Source organism: Pseudomonas viciae, assembly GCF_004786035.1.
GTDB classification, from domain to species: Bacteria; Pseudomonadota; Gammaproteobacteria; order Pseudomonadales; family Pseudomonadaceae; genus Aquipseudomonas; species Aquipseudomonas viciae.
In genome coordinates this window covers 2,521,521-2,547,711 of the sequence record NZ_CP035088.1, presented here as the reverse complement: position 1 = coordinate 2,547,711, position 26,191 = coordinate 2,521,521, and the positions used below count along the sequence as shown (strand labels likewise).

General features: G+C 61.0%; 25 protein-coding genes and 1 pseudogene. 21 read left to right on the top strand and 5 right to left on the bottom strand.

The features are described from left to right. The first annotated feature begins 1 nt into the window (after window position 1). The 4 genes from modC (at window position 2) to EPZ47_RS11710 (ending at window position 3,335) form a co-directional block, all read left to right on the top strand. Complete coding sequence (modC, locus tag EPZ47_RS11730) at window positions 2-1,081, top strand: molybdenum ABC transporter ATP-binding protein (protein ID WP_135844911.1); 1,080 nt, start codon at window positions 2-4, stop codon at window positions 1,079-1,081. A gap of 212 nt (window positions 1,082-1,293) precedes the next feature. Further along, a complete protein-coding gene (locus EPZ47_RS11720; protein WP_135844910.1) occupies window positions 1,294-2,349 on the top strand; it encodes a DNA topoisomerase IB in 1,056 nt (351 codons plus the stop codon). Between the two features lie 114 nt (window positions 2,350-2,463). Further along, window positions 2,464-3,027, top strand: a complete 564-nt coding sequence (locus tag EPZ47_RS11715; RefSeq protein WP_135844909.1) for an ATP-dependent Clp protease proteolytic subunit — start codon at window positions 2,464-2,466, stop codon at window positions 3,025-3,027. 128 nt (window positions 3,028-3,155) lie between these two features. Beyond that, window positions 3,156-3,335 carry a con-10 family general stress protein gene (locus EPZ47_RS11710; protein ID WP_135844908.1) on the top strand — a complete coding sequence of 60 codons (180 nt, stop codon included), beginning with the start codon at window positions 3,156-3,158 and terminating at the stop codon, window positions 3,333-3,335. Window positions 3,336-3,487: 152 nt separating this feature from the next. Here EPZ47_RS11710 and EPZ47_RS11700 read toward each other — a convergent pair whose 3' ends face one another. After that, window positions 3,488-4,021, bottom strand: coding sequence for a DUF3087 family protein (locus tag EPZ47_RS11700; RefSeq protein ID WP_135844906.1), 534 nt, complete (start codon window positions 4,019-4,021; stop codon window positions 3,488-3,490). A gap of 217 nt (window positions 4,022-4,238) precedes the next feature. On the opposite strand from EPZ47_RS11700, the gene ppnN reads away from it, so the two are divergent. Beyond that, window positions 4,239-5,612 (top strand): nucleotide 5'-monophosphate nucleosidase PpnN, encoded by a 1,374-nt coding sequence (ppnN, locus tag EPZ47_RS11695; protein WP_135844905.1) that lies wholly within the window; start codon window positions 4,239-4,241, stop codon window positions 5,610-5,612. A gap of 128 nt (window positions 5,613-5,740) precedes the next feature. Here the strand turns inward: ppnN and EPZ47_RS11690 are convergent, their stop codons facing one another. Both EPZ47_RS11690 and EPZ47_RS11685 read right to left on the bottom strand, forming a co-directional pair. Beyond that, on the bottom strand, window positions 5,741-6,388 hold the full coding sequence (locus EPZ47_RS11690) for an HAD family hydrolase (protein WP_135844904.1): 648 nt from the start codon (window positions 6,386-6,388) through the stop codon (window positions 5,741-5,743). A 171-nt stretch (window positions 6,389-6,559) separates the two neighbouring features. Then, window positions 6,560-7,906, bottom strand: coding sequence for an MATE family efflux transporter (locus tag EPZ47_RS11685; RefSeq protein ID WP_135844903.1), 1,347 nt, complete (start codon window positions 7,904-7,906; stop codon window positions 6,560-6,562). A 688-nt stretch (window positions 7,907-8,594) separates the two neighbouring features. Between EPZ47_RS11685 and EPZ47_RS11680 the strand changes: the two are divergent. The 14 genes and pseudogenes from EPZ47_RS11680 to EPZ47_RS11615 form a co-directional block, all read left to right on the top strand. Further along, a pseudogene (locus EPZ47_RS11680) lies at window positions 8,595-9,539 on the top strand (methyl-accepting chemotaxis protein); the annotation flags it as partial. A 10-nt stretch (window positions 9,540-9,549) separates the two neighbouring features. Then, window positions 9,550-9,918 carry a response regulator gene (locus EPZ47_RS11675; RefSeq protein WP_003203044.1) on the top strand — a complete coding sequence of 123 codons (369 nt, stop codon included), beginning with the start codon at window positions 9,550-9,552 and terminating at the stop codon, window positions 9,916-9,918. 15 nt (window positions 9,919-9,933) lie between these two features. After that, entirely contained in the window at window positions 9,934-10,218 is a 285-nt protein-coding gene (locus EPZ47_RS11670; protein ID WP_135844901.1) for an STAS domain-containing protein, read from the top strand. A gap of 40 nt (window positions 10,219-10,258) precedes the next feature. After that, window positions 10,259-12,358: a chemotaxis protein CheA gene (locus tag EPZ47_RS11665; RefSeq protein WP_135844900.1), complete on the top strand. Its 2,100-nt coding sequence runs from the start codon at window positions 10,259-10,261 to the stop codon at window positions 12,356-12,358. A gap of 33 nt (window positions 12,359-12,391) precedes the next feature. Beyond that, complete coding sequence (locus EPZ47_RS11660) at window positions 12,392-14,050, top strand: methyl-accepting chemotaxis protein (RefSeq protein ID WP_135844899.1); 1,659 nt, start codon at window positions 12,392-12,394, stop codon at window positions 14,048-14,050. 39 nt (window positions 14,051-14,089) lie between these two features. Next, window positions 14,090-14,623 (top strand): chemotaxis protein CheW, encoded by a 534-nt coding sequence (locus EPZ47_RS11655; RefSeq protein ID WP_135844898.1) that lies wholly within the window; start codon window positions 14,090-14,092, stop codon window positions 14,621-14,623. Beyond that, window positions 14,620-15,456, top strand: a complete 837-nt coding sequence (locus tag EPZ47_RS11650; protein WP_135844897.1) for a CheR family methyltransferase — start codon at window positions 14,620-14,622, stop codon at window positions 15,454-15,456. Before EPZ47_RS11655 ends, EPZ47_RS11650 begins: the two co-directional genes overlap by 4 nt. Then, window positions 15,453-15,950, top strand: coding sequence for a chemoreceptor glutamine deamidase CheD (gene cheD, locus EPZ47_RS11645; protein ID WP_135844896.1), 498 nt, complete (start codon window positions 15,453-15,455; stop codon window positions 15,948-15,950). Before EPZ47_RS11650 ends, cheD begins: the two co-directional genes overlap by 4 nt. A gap of 2 nt (window positions 15,951-15,952) precedes the next feature. After that, window positions 15,953-17,020 carry a protein-glutamate methylesterase/protein-glutamine glutaminase gene (locus EPZ47_RS11640; protein ID WP_135844895.1) on the top strand — a complete coding sequence of 356 codons (1,068 nt, stop codon included), beginning with the start codon at window positions 15,953-15,955 and terminating at the stop codon, window positions 17,018-17,020. Window positions 17,021-17,550: 530 nt separating this feature from the next. After that, window positions 17,551-19,299 (top strand): ABC transporter permease, encoded by a 1,749-nt coding sequence (locus EPZ47_RS11635; protein WP_135844894.1) that lies wholly within the window; start codon window positions 17,551-17,553, stop codon window positions 19,297-19,299. A gap of 10 nt (window positions 19,300-19,309) precedes the next feature. After that, window positions 19,310-20,614, top strand: coding sequence for an ABC transporter ATP-binding protein (locus tag EPZ47_RS11630; RefSeq protein WP_135844893.1), 1,305 nt, complete (start codon window positions 19,310-19,312; stop codon window positions 20,612-20,614). Window positions 20,615-20,661: 47 nt separating this feature from the next. Further along, complete coding sequence (locus tag EPZ47_RS11625; RefSeq protein WP_406550131.1) at window positions 20,662-21,738, top strand: sensor histidine kinase; 1,077 nt, start codon at window positions 20,662-20,664, stop codon at window positions 21,736-21,738. Then, the gene (locus tag EPZ47_RS11620) at window positions 21,725-22,363 is read left to right on the top strand and encodes a response regulator transcription factor (protein WP_135844891.1); all 639 of its coding nucleotides are present in this window, start codon (window positions 21,725-21,727) and stop codon (window positions 22,361-22,363) included. The genes EPZ47_RS11625 and EPZ47_RS11620 overlap by 14 nt, the downstream gene beginning before the upstream one ends. Window positions 22,364-22,439: 76 nt before the next feature. After that, window positions 22,440-22,982 (top strand): hypothetical protein, encoded by a 543-nt coding sequence (locus EPZ47_RS11615; protein WP_135844890.1) that lies wholly within the window; start codon window positions 22,440-22,442, stop codon window positions 22,980-22,982. A gap of 229 nt (window positions 22,983-23,211) precedes the next feature. Here EPZ47_RS11615 and EPZ47_RS11610 read toward each other — a convergent pair whose 3' ends face one another. Both EPZ47_RS11610 and EPZ47_RS11605 read right to left on the bottom strand, forming a co-directional pair. Beyond that, window positions 23,212-23,409, bottom strand: coding sequence for an MbcA/ParS/Xre antitoxin family protein (locus tag EPZ47_RS11610; RefSeq protein ID WP_135844889.1), 198 nt, complete (start codon window positions 23,407-23,409; stop codon window positions 23,212-23,214). 211 nt (window positions 23,410-23,620) lie between these two features. Next, entirely contained in the window at window positions 23,621-24,538 is a 918-nt protein-coding gene (locus tag EPZ47_RS11605; protein WP_135844888.1) for a DMT family transporter, read from the bottom strand. 110 nt (window positions 24,539-24,648) lie between these two features. On the opposite strand from EPZ47_RS11605, the gene EPZ47_RS11600 reads away from it, so the two are divergent. Then, entirely contained in the window at window positions 24,649-25,515 is an 867-nt protein-coding gene (locus tag EPZ47_RS11600) for a LysR family transcriptional regulator (protein ID WP_135844887.1), read from the top strand. Window positions 25,516-25,791: 276 nt separating this feature from the next. Continuing rightward, the gene (locus tag EPZ47_RS11595) at window positions 25,792-26,064 is read left to right on the top strand and encodes a hypothetical protein (RefSeq protein ID WP_135844886.1); all 273 of its coding nucleotides are present in this window, start codon (window positions 25,792-25,794) and stop codon (window positions 26,062-26,064) included. The last annotated feature ends 127 nt before the right edge of the window (window positions 26,065-26,191 follow it).

The window sequence follows — 26,191 nt, the reverse complement described above, 5'->3', positions numbered from 1 at the left end:
GATGATCCAGGCACGTTTACAACTCGACCACGGGGATTTTTCCCTGGACCTGGATGTGCAACTGCCGGGCCGGGGTGTGACCGCGCTCTATGGCCCGTCCGGTTCCGGCAAGACCACCTGCCTGCGCTGCATCGCCGGGCTTGCACGGCCGACCCGTGGTTTTATCGAGGTCAATGGCCACGTGTGGCAGGACACTGAGGGCGGCGTGTTCCTACCGCCCCATAAGCGGCCGGTCGGGTATGTGTTCCAGGAGGCGAGCCTGTTCGCCCACCTGTCAGTGCGGGGCAACCTGGCGTTCGGCCTCAAGCGCATTGCACCGGCGCAACGGCGTGTGGACATGACCCAGGCGACCGAACTGCTGGGCATCGGTCACTTGCTCGATCGACAGCCAGACCACCTGTCCGGCGGCGAACGCCAACGGGTGGGCATCGCCCGGGCCTTGCTGACCAGCCCGCGACTGTTGCTGATGGACGAGCCGCTGGCGGCCCTCGATAGCCGGCGCAAAAACGAAATCCTGCCGTACCTGCAACGCCTCCATGATGAACTGGACATCCCGGTGCTGTATGTCAGTCATTCCCAGGACGAGGTGGCGCGCCTGGCCGACCATATCGTCTTGCTGGACGGCGGTCGCGCACTGGCCAGCGGGCCGATTGGCGAGACCCTGGCCCGACTCGATCTGCCACTGGCCCTGGGAGATGACGCAGGGGTGGTGGTCCAGGGCAAAGTCAGTGACTATGACCCCACCTATCAACTGCTGACCCTGACACTACCCGGCAGCCAGTTGAACATGCGCGTGGCCCATACGGCACTCGCCCTCGGGCAGCCATTGCGCTTCAAAGTCCAGGCCCGGGACGTCAGCCTCAGCCTGGCGAACGATGCCCAGACCAGCATTCTCAACCGCCTGCCGGTGACGGTGGTCAGCGAACTGGCCGCCGACAATGCTGCCCATGTCCTGATCCGCCTGGACGCGGCCGGAACACCGCTGTTGGCGCGTATCACCCGCTATTCCCGCGACCAGTTGAAACTGCATCCGGGGCAGTTGTTGTGGGCGCAGATCAAGGCGGTGGCGGTGTTGGCGTAGGGCAGCCGCACACAAATCCCTTGTGGGAGCGGGCTTGCTCGCGAAAGCGGTGGGTCAGGCACCGTCAATGTTGGATGTGCCGACGCCTTCGCGAGCAAGCCCGCTCCCACAGGTTCGGTGGTCTACCTGAGACCTCAGAAACTTGGCACGACCGCAACGGGCTGCGGTCAATGAATCCATAGGCCATCGGATTCGCCGCCAAGGACTTTTTCATGCCCGACACCCTGCCGCCGGATGCACTGCCGGCCGATTTGCATTACGTCGACGACACCGCCCCCGGCATCACCCGTAAAAAACTGCGGGGCAAGTTCTGTTATTTCGACCCGCAGGGCCAGCGCATTACCGACGCCGCCGAAATCCAGCGCATCAACGCCCTGGCGGTGCCGCCGGCCTACACCGAGGTGTGGATCTGCACCGACCCGCGCGGCCATCTCCAGGCCACCGGTCGCGATGCCCGAGGGCGCAAGCAATACCGTTACCATGCGCGCTGGCGTGAGGTGCGCGACGCGGACAAGTATTCGCGCATGCTCGAATTCGGACACACCCTGCCCCGCTTGCGCAAACGCCTGGAAGAAATCCTCGCCACACCTGGCTTCAGCCGCGACAAGGTCATGGCCACGGTCATTACCTTGCTGGACAAGACCCTGATCCGGGTCGGCAATACCCAGTACGCCCGGGACAATCGCTCCTACGGCCTGACCACCTTGCGCACCCGGCATGTCGAGGTCAACGGCAGTGCCATCGCCTTCCAGTTCCGTGGCAAGAGCGGCGTCGAACACCAGATCACCGTAAAAGACCGACGCTTGGCGCGAGTCATCAAACGTTGCCAGGAGATACCCGGGCAGAATCTGTTCCAGTACCTGGACGAGGATGGTGAGCGCCACTCCATCAGTTCATCGGACATCAACGCCTACCTCAAGACCCTCACTGGCGCTGATTTCACGGCCAAGGATTACCGCACATGGGCCGGCAGCGCAGCGGCGCTGGCCGGGTTGCGGGCGCTGCGCTGGGAAACCGAGACCGAGGCGAAGAAACACGTCACCGAGATGGTCAGGCAGGTGTCCAGGCAACTGGGCAACACGCCGAGCGTCTGTCGCAAGTGCTACATTCATCCTGCGGTGGTCGAGGGTTTCCTGCTCGGGACCCTGAGGGAATTGCCTAAACCCCGGGTACGCAAAGGCCTCAGCGCGGAAGAAGCCGGGCTGACGATGTTTTTGCAGCGCATGACCCAAGCCGCCGAGGCCTGCGAGCAGAAGCAATCGGCTTGACGGGTTCACGAACAGCGAACCACGCAGGAGGAACATCCGCAGAGCGCTGGACTCCCAGCTGTACGGCCCCCCGAGCGCAGACACGTCAACGGATGAAGTCGACAGGAGTTTCAGATGTCCGAACACATTGTCCATTTTCACTGCCAGATCGACCAGGGCACCACGGAACGCTTCCGCGACAATTGCCTGGAAGCCATCGAGAAAGGCGCCGACTCGCTGATGCTCAACCTCTCGACAGTGGGCGGCAGTACCAACTTCGGTTTCACCCTCTACACCTTCATCAAGTCCCTTCCCGTGCCCGTGCGCGCCGTGAATGCCGGAAATATCGAATCGATGGGCATCGTCATGTACCTGGCCGCCAGCGACCGCACCACCACGCCCCACTCGCGGTTTCTGATCCACCCGATGAACTGGTATTTCGGCCAGAAATCGGTAGACCACTCCCGCTTGCGCGAATACCTGTCCAGCCTGGATAACGACGTGGCGCGGTACGTGGAAATCTACGTCAAGGAAACCGCCGGCGCCGCGACCCAGCTGGATATCTTCAAATGCCTGTGCGCCGAGGAACGGGTCATTCCGGCGGAAAACTCCCTGGCCTTCGGCATCGCGCACCGGGTCGAGCAGGTGGTTTTTCCGGCGGATGCCACGCATTGGAAAGTCAGCGGCGGCGAGGATTAGAAGTGAAGACCGCGGGCCGCTGACCATTCGTCGCGAGCAAGCCGTTTTTATTAAACTTCCAGCGGCTATTTTCTTTCCCAAATAATGCGAGGCTCGTTGCTCGCTCAACCAAGAAGAGGATTCTCGAAATGGCCAGTAGCGGAAACAAAAACCCAGGCAACTTCGCAAATGATCGCGACAAAGCATCTGAAGCCGGCAAGAAAGGCGGACAAGCGTCAGGCGGCAATGTTGCCAACGACCGGCAAAAAGGCACTGGAGCCGGTAACAAAGGTAACGACCGCAACCAAGGCGGCGGCAGAAAATCGTAACCCTCCAGGCCGTTGGGGCGTAGCGCTGCTGCGCCCCACATTTGCTTCTTCAACCTTTGTTCCCCTGGGCAAGACCCTAGCGGTAATGCAGGTGTCCGGCGGCTCGCAGTCGTTCAGCACCGTCAATTAACTGCGAGTGTTGGGCCGCTCAATCAGCGCTCGATATAGGCCTGTTTCACCGTTTCGATCCAGGCCGGATCCAGGCGCGACTGCTCTGTGTCCAGGTTCAGTGCCTGCATCTTCGCCAAGTGTTCGTCGGCCTCGCGGGTCAGTGAGCCCTGGGCGCTGGAGTTGGCGTCCAGTTGATGCATCTGGGCCAGCCCCAGGTGATAGAAGCGCAGCAGCCTCATCGCGGTGGGGTCCTGGGCCTGCACGCCGGCTGTCACCTGGTGCATCACGTTGGTGATTTTCATCAGGCTGCGCTTGAGCTGCCAGCCGTACACCGCTGCGGCCATCCATGGCTGCGACCAGAAGTACAAACGCATCAGCGCAACCATCGCCAGCACCGCGACAATCACCCCGCCGAGATTGAAGCGAAAGTTATCGCCTCCCGGCGTGCCGAACAACATCACCGCCAGACTCGACAGCAGCATCGCCAGGGCCAGGAACGTCACGGCGACGATGAGGGTGCTGCGGCGGGTCTGCTGTCGGTAGGTGCCGGCATCCCACGGTTTGATCTCGAACATCGCGGTGCAATTTCCTTGTACGGCATAAAAAGAGTCACGCATTATCGCCTGCCCGGCCGATTTAGCTATGCTGGGGCTCATTTTGTGCTGCAACCGAACCGAAGGATCCGGATCAAAGTCCATGGCGATACCGCAAGGATCGTGCGATCTTTCTGCGTGGACGTTTTTTTCAAGATGTCGCCTTAGTGTGTGCGGCATCGTTTTCAAGGAAAGCTGAATGAATCAAAGACATGTAATCAACGCCTCGGTAAGCCCCAAGGGCAGCCTGGAGACCCTGTCCCAGCGCGAAGTCCAGCAACTGAGCGAAGCCGGTTCCGGCAGTATCTATACCCTCTTCCGCCAGTGCGCCCTGGCCATCCTCAATACCGGCGCCCATGTTGATAACGCCAAGACCATCCTGGAAGCCTACAAGGACTTCGAGATCCGCATTCACCAGCAGGACCGCGGCGTACGCCTGGAGCTGCTGAACGCGCCGGCCGATGCTTTTGTCGACGGCGAAATGATCGCCAGCACCCGCGAGATGCTGTTCAGCGCCCTGCGCGACATCGTCTACACCGAGAACGAGCTGGACAGCCAGCGCATTGACCTGAGCTCGTCCCAGGGTATCAGCGACTACGTGTTCCACCTGCTGCGCAACGCCCGCACCTTGCGCCCTGGCGTGGAGCCGAAGATCGTCGTGTGCTGGGGCGGTCACTCGATCAACACCGAAGAATACAAATACACCAAGAAAGTCGGCCACGAACTGGGCCTGCGCAGCCTGGACATCTGCACCGGTTGCGGCCCGGGCGTGATGAAAGGCCCGATGAAAGGCGCCACCATTGCCCACGCCAAGCAGCGGATCCATGGCGGCCGTTACCTGGGCCTGACGGAGCCGGGCATCATCGCCGCCGAAGCGCCGAACCCGATCGTCAATGAGCTGGTGATCCTGCCGGACATCGAGAAACGCCTGGAAGCCTTCGTACGCGTCGGCCACGGCATCATCATCTTCCCGGGCGGTGCCGGTACCGCGGAGGAGTTCCTCTACCTGCTGGGCATCCTGATGCACCCAGCCAACCAGGACCTGCCCTTCCCGGTGGTGCTTACCGGGCCGAAAAGCGCTGCGCCGTACCTCGATCAGTTGCACGCGTTCGTCGGTGCGACCCTGGGCGAGGAAGCGCAGAAGCACTACCAGATCATCATCGATGACCCGGCCGAAGTGGCGCGGCAAATGACCCAGGGGCTCAAGGAGGTCAAGCAGTTCCGCCGTGAGCGTAACGACGCCTTCCACTTCAACTGGTTGCTGAAAATCGACGAAGGCTTCCAGCGTCCGTTCGACCCGACCCACGCGAACATGGCCAGCCTGGGCCTGCGCCGCGACCTGCCCGCCCACGAACTGGCCGCCAACCTGCGCCGGGCGTTCTCCGGGATCGTGGCGGGTAACGTCAAGGACAAGGGCATCCGCCTGATCGAGGAGCGCGGCCCGTACGAAATCCACGGCGACGCCGCCATCATGGAACCCCTCGACCGCCTGCTCCAGGCCTTCGTCGCCCAACACCGCATGAAACTGCCGGGCGGCGCGGCGTATGTACCGTGCTATCGCGTGGTGACCTGACCTTCAAAACCGCCACTCCCCCCTGTGGGAGCAAGGCTTGCCCGCGATGGCATTGGCACATTCAACATGAATGCAAGCTGACCCACCGCTATCGCGAGCAAGCCCGCTCCCACAGGGGATTTTTGTGGTTACAGAATCCGCATCAGGCCGGCTTCATTCACCTCAACAGCAAGCCCACGGTAATCCTTGATCAGCGGATGGTGGGTGTCCACCGGGTGCATATGGGTCGCCGTCACCACCCTTACATCCGCTCCCGCCGCTTCGCCGGCCTTGATTCCCGCGTCGGCGTCTTCGAAGACCAGGCACTCCTGGGGTGTCACTTGCAAACGCTCGGCGGCCAAGCGATAGCAGGCTGGGTTGGGCTTGCCGTCGCTTACGTCCTCGGCGGTGACCATCACCCCGGGGCGCGGTATCCCCGCCGCTTCCATGCGCCGCAACGCCAATGCCATCGGCGCCGAGGTGACAATTGCCCATTGCGTGGGCGGCAGGCTTTTCAGAAACGCCAGCGCACCGGGCACCTGCACCACCCCTTCGACGTCTTCGATTTCCTCCCGGGTAATCTGCTCGGACTCAGCCTGGGCATCCACCCCCGGCAGATGCTGACGGGCAATGGTGTCGATGGCGCGCACGCCATGAATCGTCGGCAGGAACGTCGCCACATCCACGCCATGACGCATGGCCCAGCGTGTCCAGATGCGCTCGGCGGCGGCAATGGAGTTGAGCAGTGTGCCGTCCATGTCGAAGAGGAAGGCGCGGTAGGAATGGTTGGCTGGCATCGAGGCCTCGGTGATGAAGGGTGGATGGGGGTCACTGTAACATCGCCAAGCGCTGCCCCCCTTGTGGGAGCGGGCTTGCTCGCGAAGGCGTCGGAACATCCAGCATTGATGCAAGCTGATCCACCGCTATCGCGAGCAAGCTCGCTCCCACAGGGTTCAGCGGTGGGCCGATTACACCAACCGCTCAATCGGCTGATGCTGCCAGACCCGTTTGTAATACAGCGTCTGCAACAACAGCATGCTCAGGTAAGCCACGGGAAAGGCCATCCACACCCCTTGCAAGCCGAAGTGGGCGTCCAGCAGATACGCCGCGGGCACCTGCACGCCGACGATACAGAAAATCGAGATCGCCACCGGCATCAGCACCGTGCCGCTGGCGCGCATGATGCCGCCGACAATCGCCTGGAAGCCGAACACCAGCAGGCTCCAGAGCATGATGTGCAGCAGGTGCTCGGCCTGCACCCGCGCCGCCGGATCGGTGATGAACAGGCCCAGCAGCCAGTGGGACAACAGATACCCCAACACCACCAGCCCACCGGTGAGCCAGAGGTTGATCAACAGCCCCGTGCGCAGGATCGGTCCCAGGCGTTCCAGGCGTCCGGCACCGATGGCCTGGGCGCCGAGGATCGAAGCGGTGATGGCGATTGATAGCGCCGGGAACTGCACGTAATTGACGATCTGCGTCACCGCGCCGTAGGCCGCCGTGGCCTGGGAACCGTGGCCGTTGACCAGCGCCAGGATCACCAGCTCCGACAACGAGATCACCACCATTTGCAGCCCCGTGGGCAGGCCGATGCGCAGCACTTTGCCGAGGATGTCCATGTCCAGGCGCATCGCCGCAAACAACGCGCGGTCCGGCGCCAGGGCATGCTCGCGACGGTTCAGGCGCCACGCCAGCATCAGCATCGCCGACGTCGTCCCCACCAACCCCGCCAATGCCGCGCTCTGGATGCCCATCTGTGGCAGCCCCAGCCAGCCGCGAATCAACGCCGGCGTGAGCAGCAGCCCGACGCTGGTGGACACCAGCAACGCCAACATCGGTGACACCGTATCGCTCACCCCGCGTAACAGTTGAGTGAACAGCACGAATACCAGCAACATCGGCAGGATCCACATCATGACCCGCGCATAGGAAACGGCGTCCTCCAGCACATCGGCCGGTGTGCCGAGCCCCTGCAACGCCTGGCGCGCAAAGACACTACCGAGCACCGCCGCCACCAGCCCGATAATCGCCCCCAACAACAATGTCGAGCCGGCGATGGCTTTCACCGTACCGGTTTGCCCGGCGCCGTAGGCTTGCCCGATCAATACCCCTGCCCCCGCCCCCAGGCCGATGACCAGGGCAATGAAGAAAAACACGATGGGAAACATGCCCGACACCGCCGCCAATGCCTGGGTGCCGAGCATCTGGCCGATGTAGATGCTGTTGAGTGTGCCGGACATGGACTGCAGGAAATTGGACAGGACCATGGGGATCAGGAACAGAAGATAGGTTTTCCAGAGAGGCTGGGTGGGCATGAGGGCTCGTAATGGCAGGTTCGACAATTCAGGTGCCGGTAATTTAGCGCAATCCATACCTGTGGCGAGGGGATTTATCTGTGGGAGCAAGGCTTGCCCGCGAAGCAGGCGACTCGGTTCCAGATCGACAGCGTCATCTTCATCGCGGGCAAGCCTTGCTCCCACAGATATCCTCGCCACCGGGTTATCCCATTCCTAGTCCAACATAGGGCACTCAGTGCGGCTCATACCTTCGTCGGGTGCCCTCGACATTTTGCAGACTGCGTCTAATCTGAGATAGCACAGTGCCAGACGCTGTGTAGGTGAATGTCTATAGCTATGTGATATCGGACGACTGGTCTTCAAGTCCGAGCAAAGGACGCAGATAACCAGTTATTCGCAAATAACCAGTTAGCTACATTTGTTCAAGGACCGAACCATGACGTCGTATTCACCCGGTCATTCCCCTTCCCAACCCCAGCCACGCATCCTTTGGAGCGCAGTGCTCGCAGGTATCGCCGCCAGCGTCGGCGTGCTGGCACTCAACGGTCCCAGTGTGCAAAACATCGGTTTGAGTGTCACGGTCCTGGCCTTGGGCGTTGGTGCTGGCGTGTGGAGCGCACGTGCGCAGCGTCGTCAGCTCGACAGCGCCGTTGCAGCGGCCATTGCCCAGCACGAGCAGGCCTCTGAACGTCTTTCCCATAAAACCCAAGCGCAACTCAACGAAGTCATCCTTGGGGCCATGCCGATCTGGGCCAAGCAGGTGGAAAGCTCCCGGCAGCAGACCGAAACCGCGATTGTCTCCCTCACCAGCCGCTTCACCGGCATTTCTTCGCGCCTGGAGGAAACCGTGCAAGCCTCGCAACTGGCCGCCGGTGAACTGGCCGGCAAAAGCAGCGGCGGCGCCGTGCAGGTGCTGGCCCAGAGCGAAGGCGAACTGGTCCAGGTGATCGACTCCTTGAAGGCCACCCAGGCCAGCCGTGATGAAACCCTGGCCCAGGTGCGCAACCTCACGGCCTACACCGGCGAGCTGCGGACCATGGCCGCCGATGTCGCGGCGATTGCTGCCCAGACCAATCTGCTGGCACTCAACGCCGCCATCGAAGCCGCCCGTGCGGGTGAAGCCGGACGCGGTTTTGCGGTGGTGGCGGACGCCGTGCGCAGCCTGTCGAGCAAGTCCAGCGAGACCGGCCAGCAGATGTCGGCCAAGGTCGACATCATCAATAACGCCATTACCCAACTGGTCCAGGCCGCCTCCAGCGGCGCCGACCAGGACAGCCACTCGGTGACCAGCTCCGAAGACAGCATCCAGCACGTGCTGGAACGGTTCAAGAGCGTCACCGGGCGGCTGGCCGAATCGGCTGACATGCTCCAACAGGAGAGTTTCGGCATTCGTGACGAACTCACCGAAGTGCTGGTCAGCCTGCAATTCCAGGATCGGGTCAGCCAGATCCTCAGCCACGTACGCGACAACATCGAGGACCTGCATGTGCACATGCAGCAGGCCAGTCAGTCGCCGGACCAGGCCGTTACCATCGATGCCCGCCAATGGCTGGCACGCATGGAAACCACTTATGCCACCGACGAGCAACGCCGCAACCATCGCGGCGACTCGGGCGCGCAACAGGTTTCACAGGAAATAACCTTCTTTTAGGAGAGCCTTCATGGCTAAGAGTGTATTGGTTGTCGACGACTCCGCGAGCGTTCGGCAGGTCGTCGGCATCGCGTTGAAAAGTGCCGGCTACGACGTGATCGAGGCCAGCGATGGCAAGGATGCACTGGGCAAGCTCAATGGCCAGAAAGTGCACCTGATCATCAGCGACGTGAACATGCCGAACATGGACGGCATCACCTTCGTCAAGGAGGTCAAGAAACTGGCCAGCTACAAGTTCACGCCGATCATCATGCTCACCACCGAATCCCAGGAATCGAAGAAACAAGAGGGCCAGGCGGCGGGTGCCAAGGCCTGGGTGGTCAAGCCGTTCCAGCCGGCGCAGATGCTGGCGGCGGTTTCCAAGTTGATTCTTCCTTGATGGCCGGAGGCTGCAATGCCCTTGTTGTACGAAACCCACGATGACACCGCGCAGGTTCACATCGACGGCGAGCTGACGATCTACACCGCCGCCGACCTGGCCGCGCAGTGGCTGCCGCGCTTGGGAGAAACGCCGCACATGGCTCTGGACCTGTCGCAGATTACCGAAATGGATGGCGCCGGCCTGCAACTGCTGTTGATGGCGCTGCGCGAGGCACCGAAAGCCGGTACCCAACTGACATTGACCGGTCGTAGCAAGGCCGTTACCGAAACGCTGGAGCTGTGCAACCTGAAGGCCTAGCGACCTGCACCACCGCCCCGACACGACAAAGGATATGAGCGTGAGCATCAATCTCGATCAGGCACAACAAACGTTCATCGTCGAGGCACGGGAGTTGTTGCAGTCGATGGAAGAATCGCTGCTGCAACTGGAAACCGACCCCGGCGACGATGACGCCGTTGGCGCGATTTTCCGGGCCGCACACACCATCAAGGGCTCGGCCGGGCTGTTCGGCCTGGAACCGATCGTCAGCTTCACTCACATCGTCGAAGACGTGCTCGATCGCCTGCGCGACGGCAGCGTCGAGGTGGACACGGGCCTGATCGCCGTGTTGCTCAAGTCCAGCGATCACATGCTGGAATTGATCAACGTGGTGGCCAACCAGGGCGGGACACTGACCCCACCAGCCCTCGAACGGGAAATGCAGCTGTGCCAGATCCTGCAGGAATACCAGGCGCCCTCGCCTGCCGCCGACCCGACACCGGAGGCTGAAGCCAAAACCGCCGAGCCTGGCGAAACGCGCCTCTGGCACATTTCCCTGCGCTTCGGCCCGGACGTATTCCGCAACGGCATGGACCCGCTGTCGTTCCTGCGCTACCTGCAAACCCTCGGTGAAATCGCTCACATCGATACGTTGACCGACACGTTGCCCTCGGCCGAATGCTGGGATGCCGAATCCTGCTACCTGGGCTTCGACATCGAGTTTCGCTCGGCCGCCGGCCACGGGGCAATTAACGAAGTCTTCGATTTCGTGCGTGAAGACTGCCAGATCGAGATCGTTGCCGTGGAGGACCTCGCGCCGCAGGTGAACACCGGTCTGGTGACCACCGGACAAGAGCAGCCCGACGCCGGCACAGCACTGGTCACCACGGGCGAGTTGCTGCCGGACCAGCGCAAGACACCGCGCCTGTCCACCCAGGTAGCCGTCGACAAACAACCGGTGACAAGCGACAACAAAGCCAAGGACGGCACTTATGTGCGGGTCAACGCTGACAAGCTCGACGAGTTGATCAACCTGGTGGGGGAACTGGTCATCGCCAGTGCCGGTGCCAGCCTGCTGGCGCGCACCTGCAACAACGATCCGTTGCAGGAGTCCACTTCGACGGTGTCGGCACTGGTGGAAGAAATCCTTGATGGCGCCCTGCGCCTGCGCATGATCCCCATCGGCGAAACCTTCAACCGGTTCCGCCGGGTGGTGCGCGACGTCAGCCAGGAACTGGGCAAGGACATCGACCTGATCATCAGCGGCGCGGAAACCGAACTGGACAAGACCGTGGTGGAGAAAATCGGCGATCCGCTCATGCACCTGCTGCGCAACGCCATGGACCACGGCATCGAAACCGCCGAGGCACGGCTGGCGGCCGGCAAGCCGGTCAAGGGGCATCTGCACCTCAACGCCTACCACGACTCAGGCAGCATTGTGCTGGAAATCGCTGACGATGGCGCCGGCCTGAACCGCGACCGGATCCTGGAAAAAGCCCAGGAACGTGGCCTGGTGCCCGCCGGGGCGAGCCCGACCGACCAGGAAATCTACAACCTGATCTTCGAACCCGGCTTTTCCACCGCCCAGGCCGTCACCAGCCTTTCAGGGCGTGGCGTCGGCATGGACGTGGTCAAGCGCAACATTACCCTGCTGCGCGGCACCGTCGACCTGGACAGCCAGCCGGGCAAGGGCACCGTGGTGCGCATCCGCCTGCCGCTGACCCTGGCGATCATCAATGGTTTTCTGGTGGGCATCGGCCAGTCCACCTACGTCATTCCCCTGGACATGGTCCAGGAATGCATCGAACTGAGCGAAGACGCTGGGACCGCCAGCCGCGAACAAGGTTACCTGGACCTGCGCGGCGAAGTGCTGCCCCTGGTGTACCTGCGTGATCACTTCAGCCACGAAGGCCCGGCCTCGCGCCGGCAGAACGTGGTGGTGGTGCGCTACGCCGAACTCAAGGCAGGGCTGGTGGTGGATGACTTGCTGGGTGAATTCCAGACCGTCATCAAACCCCTGGGCAAACTGTTCGGCGCCCTGCGCGGCATCAGCGGCTCGACCATCCTGGGCAGCGGCGCCGTGGCGTTGATTCTCGACGTTCCCGCGCTGCTCACCCAGATCGCACAAATCGAAACCCGCTACACCGCAACCCCATTACAACAAGCCACTGCTCGCTGACGCTTTAGCAACTCCATGGAGAGGTACTTCCCAATGAAATGGTTCTACGATCTTAGAATCGCCACCAAACTGATCACATCATTTGTTGTGGTGCTGGCCCTGACCGCCGTCATGGGTGTGTTCTCGATCATCCAACTGGGCCAGGTGAACGGCACCACCTTGGAAATCCGTGAAAACTGGATGCCCTCCATGCGTGCGGCCTCGGGGATGCGTTTCTATGGGGCGAACTACCGCCTCAAGGAAAACCGCCACATTACCGCCGATTCCGAACAGGAACGCGTCGCCATCGAGCAAGAAGCGGAAGATGCCAAGAAAGGCTTCGAAACCCGTCTCGCGACCTATGAAAAACTGCTTTCCAGCGCCGAAGACCGCCAACTGTTTGAGACCGCTCGTAATGATTGGGCGGCCTATTTGGCGGTGAGCAAGGATCTGTTCGCACTGTCCCGGCAAAACCTCACCGACGAGGCCCATGCGCTGCTCAAGGGCGAGTCCAAGCGTCATTTCGACCTGGTGACCACCGATCTACAAAAACTGGTCGAATTCAACGATGCGGGGGCCAGCGTGGCCGCCGAGCACGGCACGACGCTGTTCGAAAATGCGCGTCTGTCGATCATCGTCGTGCTGATTGCCGCCTTGCTGGTGGGGTTGGCCCTGGCGCTGTTCATTTCGCGAATCATCTCCCGTCCGCTGAAACAGGCCGCAGCCGTGGCCGAACAATTGGCCGAAGGCAACCTGAACGCGAAAATCGAGGGCGGCTCCAAGGACGAAACCGGCATGGTGCTCAACGCCATGCAGAATATGGTGGGCAAGCTGTCGCATATCATCGGTGAAGTGCGCAACGCGGCGGACAATCTGGCCAGTGCTTCGGAACAAGTCAGTGCCACCGCACAATCGATGAGCCAGGCCACCAGCGAACAGGCGGCCAGTGTCGAGGAAACCAGCGCCTCCATCGAACAGATGAGCGCCAGCATCAACCAGAACACCGAGAACGCCAAGGTCACCGACGGCATGGCCAGCAAGGCCGCCAAGGAAGCCACCGACGGCGGCGAATCGGTGCAGCAAACCGTGGTGGCGATGAAGAAAATCGCCCAGCGCATCAGCATCATCGACGACATTGCCTACCAGACCAACCTGCTGGCACTCAACGCAGCTATCGAAGCGGCCCGCGCCGGGGAGCACGGCAAAGGCTTCGCCGTCGTTGCCGCCGAAGTGCGCAAACTGGCGGAACGCAGCCAGGTGGCGGCCCAGGAAATCGGCGAGCTGTCCTCCAGCAGCGTCGACATGGCCGAGAAGGCCGGGCACTTGCTCAATGAGATGGTGCCGTCCATCAACAAGACCTCGGACCTGGTACAGGAAATCAGCGCCGCTTCCGAAGAACAGGCCGCCGGCGTGGCGCAGATCAACACCGCCATGACCCAGCTCAACCAGGTGACCCAGCAGAACGCCTCCAGCAGCGAAGAGCTGGCCGCCACCGCCGAAGAGATGAGCAGCCAGGCCGAACAGCTGCAACAGGCCATGAGCTTCTTCACCCTGGACACGCCGCCCAAATCGGCCAGCCAGCCCCTGAAGGTGGACAACACGCCCGGCTCGTCCAGCCGCAAATCGGTCCGAGCCCCCGTGCCCGCATTGCCCAAGGCGTTTGCCTACAGCATGGCCAACGCTCCGGACGAATCCGAATTCACCCGGTTCTGACGGTTCGTTCCCACAGGCTCGCTAAAAGGAGATAACGGCATGGGCGCCATCGCGACCACACGTCACGCCGCCATTGCGGTTGAGGAAGAAGCGCAATACCTGACGTTTATGCTCGGCACGGAGATGTTTGCCATCGGCATTCTGTGCATCAAGGAAATCATCGAGTACGGCAACCTCACCGTGGTGCCGATGATGCCGACCTTCGTGCGCGGGGTGATTAACCTGCGCGGCGCGGTGGTGCCGGTGGTGGATTTGTCGGCGCGTTTCGGCCGGCAGAATTCGGCGATCACCCGGCGTTCGTGCGTGGTGATCATCGAGGCCAACACCGAGGACGGACACGCTCAGGACATCGGCCTGCTGGTGGACACGGTGTCGGCGGTGCTGGAGATTCCGGCGTCGCAGATCGAACCGCCACCGAGTTTCGGGGCGAAGATCCGCGCTGACTTTATCAGCGGCATGGCCAAGGTCGACGGTAAGTTCGTGATCGTGCTGGAGGTGGGCCGTGTGCTGTCCATCGACGAAATGTCTCAACTCGCCCAGACCAGCCCTGCGCTGGAAGTTGACGCACCATGAACGCCGAGAGCTGCAAGGAACGCACGGTGAGTTCGCTGGCGCTCAGTGATCGGGAGTTCAGCCAGTTTCAATCCTGGCTATACCAGGCCGCGGGCATTAACTTGTCCTCGGCCAAGAAAGCCCTGGTGGCCGGGCGTTTGTTCAAGCGGCTCAAGCACTATGAACTGGAGAACTACGGCGAGTATTTCAAGCTGATCATGAGCGGTCAGCGCACCGATGAATTGCAGGTGGCGCTGGACCTGCTCACCACCAACGAGACCTACTTTTTCCGCGAGCCCAAGCATTTCGACTTCCTGCGTCAGCATGTGCTGCCCCACGCAACGCCGGGCAAGACCTTTCGCCTGTGGAGCGCGGCCAGTTCGTCGGGCGAAGAACCCTACAGCCTGGCCATGACCCTGGCCGAAGGGCTGGGCACCACGCCCTGGGAAGTCATCGGTTCGGACATCAGCACCCAGGTGCTGGCCAAGGCGCGCGCCGGGCATTATCCGATGGAACGCGCCAGCAACCTGCCCCATCCGCTGCTGGTGAAATACTGCCTCAAGGGCACCGGCAGCCAGCAAGGCACGTTCCTCATCGACCGGGCGTTGCGCAGCCGGGTCAATTTCATCCAGGTCAACCTCAACGACACCTTGCCGGACCTGGGGGAATTCGATGTGATTTTCCTGCGCAACGTTATGATCTATTTCGACCAACCCACCAAAAGCAAAGTGGTCGCCCGATTGGTCCCCCGGCTCAAGCCCGGCGGGTATTTCATCGTGAGCCATTCGGAAAGCCTCAACGGCGTGTCCGATGCGTTGAAACTGGTGTCGCCCTCGATTTATCGCAAGCCATGAGCGCCGCGATGAGGGAAGTGGTCGAGATGTACCTGGCGCCGGGGGAGTTTCGCTTCGCCACCTGCCCAACCCGGCTGCGCACCATCCTCGGTTCTTGCGTGGCGATCACGCTGTGGCACCCCGAGCGCCGGATCGGCGGCATGTGCCACTTCATGTTGCCCAGTCGGGTGCGCTGCTCCACGGCGCTCAATGGCATGTACGCCGACGAAGCCATCGAGCTGTTCGTCCGCCAGGCAAGGGCCCATCACACTGAGCCCGAAGACTACCAACTCAAGCTGTTCGGCGGCGGCGAAATGTTCCCCGAACTGCAACGCCACGTGCCCTACGGCGACGTGGCGCGACTGAACGTCAATGCGGCCCTGGAAATCGCTGCCCTCTACCGCCTCGACCTGATTGCCCAGGACATGGGCAGCACCGGTCACCGAAACATCATCTTTGACCTTTGCAGCGGCGATGTATGGGTCAGGCACCAACCGATAAGGACCCGGCATTAACCATGTCAAAAAAGATAAATGTACTGCTGGTGGATGACTCGGCCGTGGTTCGCCAGGTGTTACTGGCAATCCTCAGCGACACGCCGGACATCCATGTCATGGGCGCGGCGTCCGATCCAATTTTCGCCATGGACAAACTGGCCAAGGAATGGCCAGACGTGATCGTACTGGACGTGGAAATGCCGCGCATGGATGGCATCACCTTTCTGAAAAAAATCATGAGCGAGCGCCCCACGCCGGTGGTGATCTGCTCGTCGCTGACGCCCAAAGGCGCGGAGACCACCTTGCAGGCGATGGCTGCCGGCGCGGTGGAGATCATTACCAAGCCCACCAGCGGCTTGAAGAGTTTCCTGCTGGAATCGGCCCCGGAACTGGTGGCGGCGATCCGGGCTGCGGCCCAGGTCAACGTGCGCAACCTGGGCAAGCGCCCGGCCCCGTTGACACCCGCGATCAAACTCACCGCTGACGCCATGCTGCCCGCCGCCAATGGCCACGCCATGGCGCAGACCACCGAACGCATCGTCGCCCTGGGCACCTCCACTGGCGGCACCCAGGCCCTGGAAGCGGTGCTGACCGCCCTGCCGCGCGTGTGCCCGGGCATCGTCATCGTCCAGCACATGCCGGAAAAATTCACCGCCTCGTTCGCCGCCCGGCTCAACAGCCTGTGCCAGATCGAAGTACGTGAAGCGCGCAACAACGACCGCATCCACCCCGGCCTGGCGCTGATCGCGCCCGGCGGCAAACACATGATGGTGACCCGCAGCGGCGCGTTCTATCACGTGCAAGTGGTGGACGGCCCCTTGGTCAACCGCCACCGCCCTTCGGTGGACGTGCTGTTCCGCTCAGTGGCCAAATTCGCCGGCCGCAACGCCACCGGCATCATCATGACCGGCATGGGCGACGACGGCGCCCGTGGCCTGAAGGAAATGCTCGACGCCGGCAGCACCACCGTGGCCCAGGACGAAGCCAGCTGCGTGGTCTTCGGCATGCCCAAGGAAGCGATCAAACTCAACGCCGCGCAACGGGTGATGGGATTGCAGGAGATTGCGCAGGTGATTTTGCATAAGTAGTCAGGACCGAGCACCTCCCACAGTGGATATGTGGCGAAGATAAATCCTCTCGCCACAGATGCTTCAGCCATTTGCGCCTATACAGGCGAAATCGTCGCCAGCACGCCAATCAAAAGAGTCAGCGCCAAAAAACCACCCAAAAAAATCGCCATCTTCGCCATGAGCACTCCTGAAGCAAAAAATTGCAGTACACGGGCGGTCTGATAAGCAAACCGCGTGGCTATTCTGGGGTGGGGATGGGGTTCATTACAGCGGCAGGTGTAACAGGAAAATACGGATCAGACGAAGCGCGTAGCCCTCAGCACGCGGCTCTTTTGTGCGCCATCGAAAGGATCCAGCCATACAACGAGTTCCTTTAACCAAAGCGACCTGCCCCTCACCTATACCAAAGTATATTTTCCTGTCCCAAGTCAGCGTGGCGATCCGCGAAGGCGAAGCTTAATCTTGCCGGGCATTTAACACGCCAAGTTGAGTGCTCGTTAACTTCATGTTCCTACTGCCCTGGTTTCAATAGCGTAAAGAGGTGATAAATGCGCCCTTCATCTCCAGTACCTGCATTTACTTCCTTTAGCGACACGGAACAACTCACTCACAGTTCCTGGTGGACAGATATCGCGCTACTTGCCATTCTGGTGCTCTTGGCAGGCTTCATATTCTATGGCCTCGAGCAAATGAACCAACCCCTCGGCGCCCTTGACGCTTCGCCGCTATCCCTTGATCTGGCCCAACTGCCGGAATATACGCTGCGCACCACACTGCGAATGTTCATCGCCTTGTTTGCTTCATTTATCTTTTCTGTAGTCGTTGCCACGTTGGCCGCAAAGAGTCGCAAGGCGGCAATCGTTATCCTGCCCACCTTGGATATTCTCCAATCCGTGCCGGTACTTGGATTTCTCACCTTTACCGTCGTGTTCTTCATGGGACTTTTCCCCGGCAAGGAAACCGGCGTGGAATGCGCGGCAATCTTCGCCATTTTCACCAGCCAGGTCTGGAACATGACCTTCAGCTTCTATCAATCACTGAGAACCGTGCCTCACGACCTTTATGAAGTCAGCCGACAATTCTCGTTTTCGCCATGGCAACGGTTCGTCAAGCTGGAGCTGCCTTTCGCAACCCCGGGCCTGGTGTGGAACATGATGATGTCCATGTCGGGCGGCTGGTTTTTTGTGGTTGCCTCCGAGGCCATCACCGTGGGCGACACAACCGTCAGCTTGCCAGGCATCGGCTCGTGGCTGGCCTTGGCGATCGAGCAGCAAAATATTGCCGCGATTGCCTGGGCAGTGCTGGCCATGGTCGGGGTGATCATTGCGTATGACCTGTTGTTTTTCCGGCCGATCGTCGCCTGGGCGGACAAATTCCGCTTCGAACAGACCGCCTCTCAAAAACGCCCACGGTCCAGGGTTTACGACCTGTTGCGCTCGACGCGTCTTGTGCCCTGGGTGCTGCAAACACTGGCAGGTATCAAGGCTTCGTTGTTCCTGGACAAGCTTCCCCGGCTGCCTCGGATCGGGTTCAAGAGCAGTGCCCGCTTCAGCCGTGCATCTGACTTGATCTGGACCGCCCTGGTCATCGCGGCCTGCATGATCGGTATCCTGCAATTGTCGCGCTTCATTGGCAGCACCCTGGGTTTGGAGGATGTGATCAACACCTTCGGCCTTGGCCTGGCCACCCTGTTGCGCGTGACTGTGTTGATCGCCCTGGCCAGCGTGCTTTGGGTGCCCATCGGCGTCTGGATCGGCTTGAATCCACGTTGGGCCGAGCGCTTACAGCCCGTCGCGCAATTGCTGGCGGCGTTCCCGGCCAACGTTCTGTTTCCGTTTGCGGTGATCGCCATCGTCGCCCTGAAACTCAACCCGGATATCTGGCTGTCGCCGCTGATGATCCTCGGTACCCAGTGGTACATCCTCTTCAATGTGATTGCCGGGGCCAGCGCGTTGCCCACCGATTTGCGCGAGGCGGCGCGCAGCTTCCACGTGCGCGGCTGGCAGTGGTGGCGCCAATTCGCCCTGCCCGGAATTTTCCCCTACTACATCACTGGCGCCCTCACCGCAGCGGGTGGCTCGTGGAACGCCAGCATCGTCGCCGAGGCAGTTTCCTGGGGCAACGAGCATCTCTACGCCTGCGGGTTGGGGTCCTATATCGCCCAGGCCACCGCGGCGGGGGATCTGCAGCGGGTGGCGCTGGGCGTGTCGGTCATGTCGATTTTCGTGGTGGGTTTCAACCGGTTGCTATGGCGTCCGCTGTACGGTTTTGCCGAGCGTCGGCTTCGAATTGATTGAGGATGAACCAATGCAAGTAATAGACAAACCTTGCCTCGTCGACGTGCAGCAACTGGGGCACGTCTATGGCACAACAGGTGGCGCCGAGCGACGGGTGTTGGACAATGTCTGCATGCGCCTGGACGAGGGGGAAATCGTCGGCCTGCTGGGACGTTCGGGGTCTGGGAAGTCGACCCTGCTGCGCTCCATCGCGGGCCTGATTTCGCCCACCACCGGCATGGTTGATTTTCCGGCCAATGCTCAGGGAGTCTCGAGCTCGGTGCGCATGGTCTTCCAGAGCTTCGCCCTGTTTCCCTGGCTGACCGTGCTGCAGAACGTCGAGATCGGCCTGGAGGCCCTGGATGTGGCAGCCCCGGAGCGCCGGCGTCGTGCCTTGGCCGCCATCGACATGATCGGCCTCGATGGTTTCGAAAGCGCTTTCCCGAAAGAACTGTCAGGCGGCATGCGCCAACGCGTCGGCCTGGCCCGGGCCTTGGTGGTCGCCCCGGATGTGTTGTTGATGGACGAGCCGTTTTCCGCGCTCGACGTATTGACCGCCGAAACCCTGCGCACTGACCTGCTGGATTTGTGGGGCGAGGGACGGATGCCGATCAAGTCGATATTGATGGTCACCCATAACATCGAAGAAGCCGTGCTGATGTGTGATCGGATCCTGATTTTTTCCTCCAACCCGGGGCGGGTCATGCGGGAAATCAGCGTGGACCTCAGTCAGCCGCGTAACCGCGCAGACCCGGCCTTCCAAGCCCTGGTCGAACACATCTATGTGCAGATGGCCGGGGGCGCGAATGTCGGTTCTCCCCGCCAGGGCATGTTTGCAGGCACCGGCATGGGCATGGTCTTGCCGACAATTTCCACCAACGCCCTGGCTGGGCTGATCGAGGCGGTGCAGGCTCAGCCGTTTGCCGGCCAGGCGGATTTGCGCGAACTCGCCGAAGTGTTGCGCTACACCGCCAGTGGCCTTCTTCCGGTCGCCGAAGTGCTGCAGCTCATGCGTTTGGCCGACATGCAGGATGGCCATGTAACGCTGCTGCCGGCCGGGCAACGCTACGCCGATTCAGCAGTGGATGAGCGCAAACAACTGTTCGCCCAGCACCTGCTTAGATACGTGCCGTTGGTGGGTCATGTCCGCAGGGTGCTGGACGAGCGCCCTACCCGCACGGCACCGGCCAGGCGTTTCCGCGATCAACTGGAAGATTTCATGTCCGCACACGATGCCGCCAATACCCTGGATTGCGTCACGCAATGGGGACGCTACGCCGAGCTGTTTGCCTATGACGAAGTGGCGGATCAGTTCAGCCTGGACAACCCGTCCTGAGGGCTTGGCGGTATAAACTGCATGGATCACGCCTGGTGGTTGGAGCAATGCGAGATGAACACTCGATGAGAAGAACCCAGTTGACGCTTCGCCTGCTGCTGTTGCTGGGCTTGGCGCTGGGCATTGCCGCGATCGATACCGTCACCGATCTGGAAATTGCCGTGGGCGTATTCCAGATCGTGGTGGTCCTGATCGCCGTGCGGATCCTGCCGGCACGGGCGGTGGCGGGCGTCTCGCTCCTCTGCATGGCATTGACGATCCTGAGTTATCGGCTCACCCGCTTTGGCGATACCGAGGCGGGGCTGATCAACGTCTTGATCAGCCTCGCGGCGATCGCCGGCACCACGTATCTGGCGCTGCGTCTGTCGGCCGCGATCCGCACGGTGCATCAGACCCGCGCCCACCTGGCGCACATCGCCCGCATCAACATGTTGGGCGAACTCGCCGCCTCGATTGCCCACGAAGTCAACCAGCCACTGGCCGCGGTGGCCACCAGCGGCAGCGCCTGCCTGCGCTGGATGGCCACCGAGCCACCCAACCTGACCAAAGCCCAGCAAGCGGTGGAGCGAATCATCGCCGACACCCATCGGGCCAGCGAAATCATCGCCCGCTTGCGCGGCATGGCCAGGCATCAAGCGCCGACCAAGCAATGGCTGAACGTGGCCGACACGGTCAATGCCGCGCTGCGCTTGCTGGCCGGAGAGCTGAACGAGCAGAGCATCACCTTGCGCGTGCATGTCGAGGAAGGCCTGCCACCGATGCTCGCGGATGAAGTGCAAATCCAACAAGTCATCCTCAACCTGGCGATGAACGCAGTCGAGGCGATGCGTCAGGTAGACGTCGAGCGCCGGATCCTGCAATTTGATGTGGCGCTGGAGTCGCGCCAGCAACTACTGTTTTCGGTTTCCGACCAGGGCAGCGGTCTGTCGTCAAGCGACCGCGAGCGAGTGTTCGAGGCCTTCTACAGCACTAAGCAGGATGGCATGGGCATGGGGTTGGCGATCAGCCGTTCAATCATCGAAGCCCATGACGGTCGTCTCTGGGCCTCAAGCGACCCACAGACCGGCGCGACTTTCCACTTCACCCTGCCAGCCGTCACCAGGGAATCCGATGAGCCAAACTGACGTTCACGACCTGGCCGAATCGATGATCTACATCGTCGACGATGACAGCTCGGTGCGCGAATCGCTGCAAGACCTGCTGGCTTCTGTAGGCCTGGCGAGCCGGGCATTCGGCTCGGCCCGCGAGTTCATGGACGCCGACCTGCCGGATGCCCCGGCGTGCCTGATCCTGGATGTGCGGATGCCGGGTTTGAGCGGGCTGGATTTCCAACAGGAAATGGCTCGATTGAATATTCGCATCCCGGTTGTGTTCATCACCGCCCATGGCGACATTCCCATGTCGGTAAAAGCCATGAAGGCCGGGGCTCTGGAGTTCTTGACCAAACCATTCCGTGAACAAGACCTGCTCGATGCAATCAGCCTGGGCCTGGGCCGTGATAGGGAACGGCGCAAGACTTCCGCGCTGGTCGACGACTTGAAACGCCGTTATGCCGGACTGACTGACGGGGAACGGGATGTGATGGGGTTGGTGGTTTCGGGGCTGCTGAACAAGCAAGTGGCCGCCCGGTTGGGCTTGAGCGAGGTGACCGTGAAAGTGCGGCGCGGGGCCTTGATGCGCAAGATGGAGGCAGATTCATTGGCGGCGTTGGTCAAGATGTCGGAAAAACTCAAGGAAGCAGATCGCTAGCAGCCCACCATCGCGGCTATCATTGCCGTTCGCCCTGTTGACGGGCGATGTCGCAGCCCCCCTCAAGGACTCAGGTATGAATCTTCTGCCGTCACGCTCCACCCTCCTCGTCTCCAGCCTCTTGCTCAGCTCAATGTGCTTCGCCGAAGGCGAGCCAACCGACGGCAGCCTCATCAAGGACTCGACCAAAGCCGCAGTTTCAACGTTCATCACCGCCGGCAAAAACCTGCTGGGCGGAGTCAGCGAGGGCGTGCTCGATGGCCGCGAGTCGGCCCAGGGCACCGATGGCGCCGCAATCATTTCCTCTGGCGAGCAAATGAAAGATCGCATCGCCGTTGAAGTGTTGAAGCTCGAACCCAGCGACGACAACGTCAGCATTACCCTCGGTTTCAAGAACAGCACCGACACCCAACTGCGCCTTGTGAACCTCGGCCAGACCGGCGTGCTGCTGGCCATTGACCAGGCGGGTTACTCCAACCGCCTCACCGGCCTGGACAACCCGGATGAAGTCACCATTCCACCGAAGACTGCCGTGCGCCAGAAGTTCGTGTTTGAAGGCATGAACGAGGCGGTCAGCACGGTACGGGTGTGGGGGCAGGATTATCCGGTCAAGAAATAATGCACCCGCTCGTTCGGATGATCGTTCCTACGCTCCCGCGTGGGAATGCATCCCGTGACGCTCTGCGTCACCCTCCAGAAGCGGAACGCGGAGCGTCCCTGGCGGCATTCCCACGCAGAGCGTGAGGAACGATCGTTCAAAGTTGTAGGCATAACGCAACCTGTGGCGAGGGGATTTATCCCCGCTGGGCTGCGCAGCAGACCCAAAAACCGCGCAGCAGAACAAGGACTCATTGATAAACCCCCAGCTCAATCCGGGCCAGATAATCCTCTACTACCTGAAAGCCCGGCGGGTTATCGATCAGCTCCAATGGCACCTGATCGTCCAGGTACGTGCAGGGCTTCCTCAACCAGTCTTCAGCCAACCGTTGACCACCGAAAACATCGGTGGCGTGCTCCAAGGCCTTGACGTATAGGGTTTCAGGCATCGATCTGTCCTCACGATATAAAACAAAACTGAGCGTGCCGGATGCCACACGGAGCACCGAGACAACGCCAGATCGTAAGACCGGTGTTTCCGAAGGCCAACCCTAAAAAGTTGTCAGAGACTTCTGCGTTTTATCCCAAAGCGGTCGCCTGTCCGTAGGACGCTGCTCCGTGGTCCCTCATCCAACGTCATTGCCTACATCCACGACAGAATCAACCGACTTTTGCCCCACCCCCCGGCTCAAGCCTCAACGCCAGCACGCTCATCAACACAATCACCGCCCCAACAACAACCATCATTGACGGGCGCTCAGCCAGCACCAAAGAAGCCATCAACATAGCCGTGGGCGGTATCAGGTAAAGCGCCATGGAGGCACGGCTCACGTTGCTGTGCGCCAGCACGTAAGCCCAAGCGAGATACGCCAGCGCGCTGGGGAAAATACCGAGAACCAACATCGCCAGATTCACCGAAACCGGAGCCTGTCGCGCCGAGCTCGACATTCCTGGCGCGAAAATGAACAACAGGATCGTGCCCGACCAGACGGTGTAACAAACCAGGGTCAATCCGTCATAGCGATGGGAGTGGCGCTTTTGCAAAGTGAAATACAGGCTCGAGGACAGCGCCGCCAACAGGATCAATAGTCCATGGGCGTCCATGTCACCCAAGCCACGATCCCCCGCAACCACCACGCCGGCGCCAAGCAAGCCGCACAGCACACAACCCCACTGCCAACCGCTGACTCTGTCCTTGAAGACAAAATGCGCCAGCAACGTGCTGAACAACGGCGTGGACTGGGCCAGCACACTGGCCGCCCCAGCGCTGACGCCCCGTTGGCCGTAGTTAAGGGCAATGTGGTGCAGGCTGACGGCAAAGAAACCCAACACCGCTAGCAATGGCAGATCCCTGATACGCGGCAGGGAAATGCCCTTCACCATCGCGACAAAAGCCATGAACGCCGAAGCAATGAGAAACCGCATCAACGCTAGTTGACCGGGCTCGTAAGCCTGCAAGCCGATGCGAATGCCAATCGGCGAATAGGCCCAGCAAAGAATCACGAACATCGTCGCCAGGAAAATTTTCGCACCAGGTTTGCTGGAAGAACCTTCAAACGGCACACAACGCATTTCCATCGAGAGTTCCTGCTCACTGAGCGTCTGGCTGATTTACCTCGAAGTATCGAAACCACCCAACCTCAGCACAAGTGACTTAAACTCTATCAATCATTCACTTTTGGTGAGCTATGGAACTGTCCCAACTGCGCATGCTCAAGACGGTCTGCGACACCGGCAGCATCGCCCGCGCCGCCGAAGTGCTGCACTGCGTGCCGTCCAACATCACCGCGCGCCTCAAGTCCCTGGAGCGGGAACTCGGCACGCCGCTGTTTTTCCGCGAAGGTCGCGGGCTGCAAGTCAGCCCGGCAGGCGAAGTGTTTCTGGAGTACGCGACAAAAATACTGAGCCTGACGGAAGAAGCCCGCCGCGCAGTCGCCCCCACCCGCGCACCGAGCGGCCCACTGCGCATAGGCGCGATCGAGTCCAGCGCCACCGGGCGTCTGCCTCAATTGCTCGCCAAATACCACGCGCAGTATCCGCAGGTGTCGCTGGAACTGAGCACCGGCACCTGGGCGCAGTTGCTGGACGATATCCAACATCACCGGCTCGACGGCGTGATCGTAGCGGTGGACATCGAACGGCCTGGACTCAAACGAGCGGTGATGTACCGCGAAGACCTGGTGCTCATCGCCTCCGAGTCACACGGCCCGCTGCGCAGCGCCGCAGATCTGCAAGGCAAGGCAATCTTCATGTGGCCCACGGGCTGTCCGTACCGCTTGGCGCTGGAGCAGTGGCTGCTGCGTCATGGTCAGGTGCAACCGATCACCAGCATCGCCAGTTATGGCGCCATTGTTGGTTGTGTCAGTGCGGGTGCAGGCGTCTCGCTGGTGCCCCGGGGGATTTATGAGCAGTACCGCCAAGGGGCTGGTTGGACGGGGTATGAGTTTCCTGAGCTGACGGGGATTGATAACCTTTTTTACTGGCATGAAAACGCTGGGAAGCATCCTGCCAGGGAGGCGTTTTTGGCGATGCTGCAAACGGAGTTCGAAGGCTAGTTGCAGCACTCTCCCTGTGGCGAGGGGATTTATCCCCGCTGGACTGCGAAGCAGTCCTAAAGCTCACACCCTGCCTGTCGATGGTTTTGAATCAGCCGAGCCAGCCATGTCAGATCCCTCCGGCAAAAAACGATCGCAACTCCTACGAAGCTTTAGGAAGCCGTCACCTTCCCCACCCAATCCGACAAAATCTATAGTGATGCCCATCGCTCAATAGCGATCAGGTTTGGCGACCTGAGGATCGGATCAGCCCATTAACCTGATCGGAGCAATCCCATGGAAAGATACATCCCCATCACCGGCATCGACTGCACTCCCGCTTCCCTGCTAATCGACACCCAAGCCCCGCTTGACGTCCTGCATGCAACGGCTGATTACCGCATACGTGTGGTGACTCAGGTACTGGAGAACATCGCGTTTCGTTCTGAAATCACCAGCAATACAGTGGTGCTTTCGGACTTCGCACAGCTTCTGGTGATTCCGTTGCGTGATGGCTGTGATTTGCTGGAGGTGATTGGTAGGCGACTTCAGGCGCAGGTCGAAAGCTGATGGAACTACGGGCGCCTAAAAGCGCCCGTTTTACGTAATTAGAGGTGGTATCTGCACCGCGCCTCAAATCTGGCCACCTAGTTTAAAGGTCCCTGCCGGCAGAGATCGGCCAGAAGCGGTCGTTCCT